This window comes from Streptomyces sp. NPDC054847, assembly GCF_053610925.1.
On sequence record NZ_JBSGZJ010000566.1, the window covers coordinates 574 to 4086 of the forward strand.

At 74.2% G+C, this 3513-nt stretch carries 2 protein-coding genes and 1 pseudogene; 2 read left to right on the forward strand and 1 reads right to left on the reverse strand.

Annotated features, from left to right (window positions below; all coding sequences use genetic code 11):
- Positions 1-568 (forward strand): annotated as a pseudogene (locus tag ACWGH4_RS32415) (hypothetical protein); the annotation flags it as partial.
- A 21-nt stretch (positions 569-589) separates the two neighbouring features.
- On the opposite strand, the gene ACWGH4_RS32420 reads toward ACWGH4_RS32415, so the two are convergent.
- Positions 590-1381: a hypothetical protein gene (locus ACWGH4_RS32420; RefSeq protein WP_453467162.1), complete on the reverse strand. Its 792-nt coding sequence runs from the start codon at positions 1379-1381 to the stop codon at positions 590-592.
- 186 nt (positions 1382-1567) lie between these two features.
- On the opposite strand from ACWGH4_RS32420, the gene ACWGH4_RS32425 reads away from it, so the two are divergent.
- Positions 1568-3463 (forward strand): serine/threonine protein kinase, encoded by a 1896-nt coding sequence (locus tag ACWGH4_RS32425; protein ID WP_453467164.1) that lies wholly within the window; start codon positions 1568-1570, stop codon positions 3461-3463.
- Positions 3464-3513: the final 50 nt, after the last annotated feature.

Below are 3513 nucleotides of genomic sequence, written 5' to 3' on the forward strand. Positions count from 1 at the left end.
CGCCGGCACGTCCACCGGACAGGGCCGTGCCGCCCGGCGGCGGCAACTGGCCCGCTGGAAGAAGAACAAGCGGCGGGCCGCCGCGGGCACGGCGCTCGCGATCGTCGGCGGCGCGCTGACGATCGCCGCGCTGCCCACCGACTCCGGGAAGGGCGGCGCGAGCGCGGCCGCCGCACCGGACCCGGTGGTCCCCGACGAGGCCCGGAAGAGCCGGCCCGTCGCGGCCCACGCACAACCGGGAGAACGCGCCACGAGGTCTCCCGAGCCACGGCCGTCCGAGACCTCCGCCCCGCGGACCGCGCCGGCTTCGTCGGCTCCCACCGCGGCGCCCGACCGGGCCGTGCCGGCGCACACCGTGTCCGCCGCCCCCGAGGCCCCGCAGGCCCGTCCGACCAAGGCCCCCGCCCCGCCGGTCACCGAGCCGGCGACCACGGCGCCCACCGTACGGCCTACCCCCACCGCGCCCGCCACATCGGGCTCCGGGGCCGACGAGCCGCAGACCCGGCCGGCCGACACGGCGACGACCTCCCCGACCGAGGTGTGCCTGCTCGTCCTCTGCCTCGGCTGACCCGGAGCCTTCCGCCGGGCGTCACATGCCGGGGCTGCCGCCTCGGTAGTGGCCGAGCGTCAGGGCGAGCTGCTGCGACCACTCCCGGAGCGTCTTCTGACGGCCGGCGCCGACCCGGCACTCATGGAACACGCCGTTCCGGTGCGTCACTCCGACCAGCAGGCACAGACCGCGGACGGTGTGGTGGACGGCGTGGACGTCCTGCCAGGCGAAGTCGGTGACGACGTCCCGCTGGTCGAAGGAGACGCCCACCGCGTCGACGAGAACCGCGTTGTCCGCGTCGGCGGCGACGAACTCGGGCCCCTGCGGCGCCGCCGGGTAGGCGGGCGGCGCGGGCGGCCCCAGGGGGTACGCAGTCGGAGCGGCCGGGTACGCGGCCGGGGCCGGCGGACTCCCGGGGTAGGCGGGCGGGGCAGCCGGGTACGCGGCCGGGGCCGGCGGGCCCGCGGGATACGCGGGCGCCACCGGCGGGAACCCCGGCCGGGCCTGCGTCAGCGGGACCGTCGCGTGCGGCCGGTCCGGGTCCCATCCGGGAAGCAGGGCCGCCATCGCCCGGCGCAGCTCGTCCTCGGAACGGACGTCGTACAGCGGCATCAGCGCGGGGCCGGACCCGAACTGCCAGACGGCGCCTGTCCGCTTCACGACGAGGTCGGGCCCGTTGCCGTACGTCATCGCGGACGTGTCCCCGTCCAGGTACGCGTCCGGCTGGGCGCTGACCGAATAGGCGTACCCGATGTCAGTGATCCGCCGCTCGGCATGCCGTGGGCCGTACCTGCCGCGGACCCAGTCACGCACCTGTTCGTATGTCAGCACCCGCCGACTCTAGTCCCGGCGGCGCGGCGACGGCGAAGCCCGTCCTCGAGGCACCGGTCCGAGAGCATCCGCACAGGAGGACAAGGAGGGCCGGCCGACCGAACAGCCCCTCGCGCAGGGCAGGTTGGTTGAACTGTCGGATGCGGTGACGCACACTTCTGCTGTCGCGACGGGGGGAGCGGTGCCATGACGGGGATCGACGACGGGGTGCGGCTTCTGCCGCTGAGCGGTGACGATCCGCGGCGGCTGGGCCGCTACCGGCTGCTGCACCGGCTCGCGTCCGGCGGTATGGGCCGTGTCTATCTGGCACGGGGCCCCGCTCAGAAGCTCGTCGCCGTCAAGACGCTCCTCGCCGAGGGCACCGTCAGCGATGTCGACCGGCGCCGGTTCGAGCGGGAGGTGCGGCTCGCCCAGCGCATCGACAGCGACCACACGGCCAAGGTCATCGACGCCGACCCGGCGGCCGAGCGGCCCTGGATGGCGATCGAGTACATCGCCGCGCCCTCGCTCGCCGAACTGGTGTCACGAGCCGGTACGCTGCCCGCCTCCGCCGTTCGATGGGTCGCGGCCGGCACCGCGCACGCGCTGGTCGCCCTGCACCGGGAGGAGATCGTCCACCGGGACGTCAAACCGCAGAACATCCTGCTGCCGTTGAACGGCCCGCGCCTGATCGACTTCGGCATCTCCCACGCCAACGACATCACCCGCACCACCCTGACGCTCGGCACCATCGCCTTCACCTCGCCCGAGCAGGCGCGCGGCGAACCGTCGACCACAGCCTCCGACGTGTACTCGCTGGGCGCCACCCTCTTCCATCTCACGGTCGGCCGCCCGCCCTACCCGGAGGGCGAGGACACCCTGCGGCTGCTGGTGAGGGTGCAGCGGGGCGAACTCGACGCGACCGGGCTCGGCAAGGAGCTGAAGCCGCTGATCCTGCCCTGCCTCGCGGCGGACCCGGCCGAGCGGCCGAGCCCGCAGGACGTGCTGGAGCTGTTCCTGGCGGAGCTGGAGCGCCGGCCGACGTCGACGAGCGGAGCCCGCTGGCTGCCGCCGCGGTGGACCTCGATCATCAGGGCCTACGAGCAGCAGGGCGACGAACTGCGCCGCGGCGGTGAGGACACGGCAGCCCCCTCGCCCGCACCGCCCGACGCCCCGACCGTCGACCAGCGCACCCGTGCCGTGCCCCCTCCGGACGCGACCCGCGTCTACACACAGACCCGCGAGGCACGGCTGCAGCGTGCGGAAAGGGCGCGGGCGGACCGGGAGGCACGGGCCGCCCGGACACGGGAGGCGGGCGCCCGGGCCGCGGCGGAGGCCCGCGGGCGGCAGACCCGCGGTGCGGCGGCTCCCGCCCGGGCGGCGAGCGGGCGCACGGTCCCGGCGCCTGCCGGGAACCCGCCCGAGGCGAACGCCCCCGGTGCCTCCAAGGGCTCCGGCCTCGTTTCCTTCTTCGGCCGGGTGGTCCTCGGCATCATCGGGGTCGTCTTCTTCTTCAACTACATCGCGCCCGCTTTGTTCGACAACTCAGGGAGCGGCTCGGGGACGTCGGGCTCCCCCTCGTACCGCTACACACCACCGCCCACGCCCACCCGTACCCCGAGCGCGGAGGACCGCGTCTTCGCCGCGGTGCGCGGCGGCGACTGCCTCAGCGCGTACAACAACGGCGGTGGATGGAGCACCCCGCTGCCGGTCCGGGTCGATTGCGACGCCGGGGACGCGTACGTGCGCGTCGACTCGGTCACCGACTCGGTGAGCGACTGCCCCCGAGGGCCGGGCAGGCACCTGTGGGCCCGTTTCCTGCAGGCCGACCTGAAGAGCCGGGTGCTCTGCGTGAGCCGTCAATTCCGCAAAGGCCAGTGCTTCGTGGCCGAGCGGTCCGGCGACAACATCACGGACGCCGAGGTGATGGGCATCTGGAACTGCAGCGCGGACAAGGTGCCCAAGGGGTACAACGAGGTGCTCCAGATCACCGGCTACTACAAGAAGACGTCCAACTGCCGCGAGGGCGCCTACGACCGGAACATCTACTGGTCGTGGGACGTCGACGACGGCAGGAGCACGATCTGCGTGACAAGCGCCTGACCCCGGCAGACAGGCGGGGCCGGACGGCCGGACGCGCGTCTGTCCGCACG

Coding starts and splice junctions, on each gene's coding strand:
- ACWGH4_RS32425 (WP_453467164.1), top strand. CDS start 1,568: ATGACGGGGATCGACGACGGGGTGCGGCTTCTGCCGCTGAGCGGTGAC.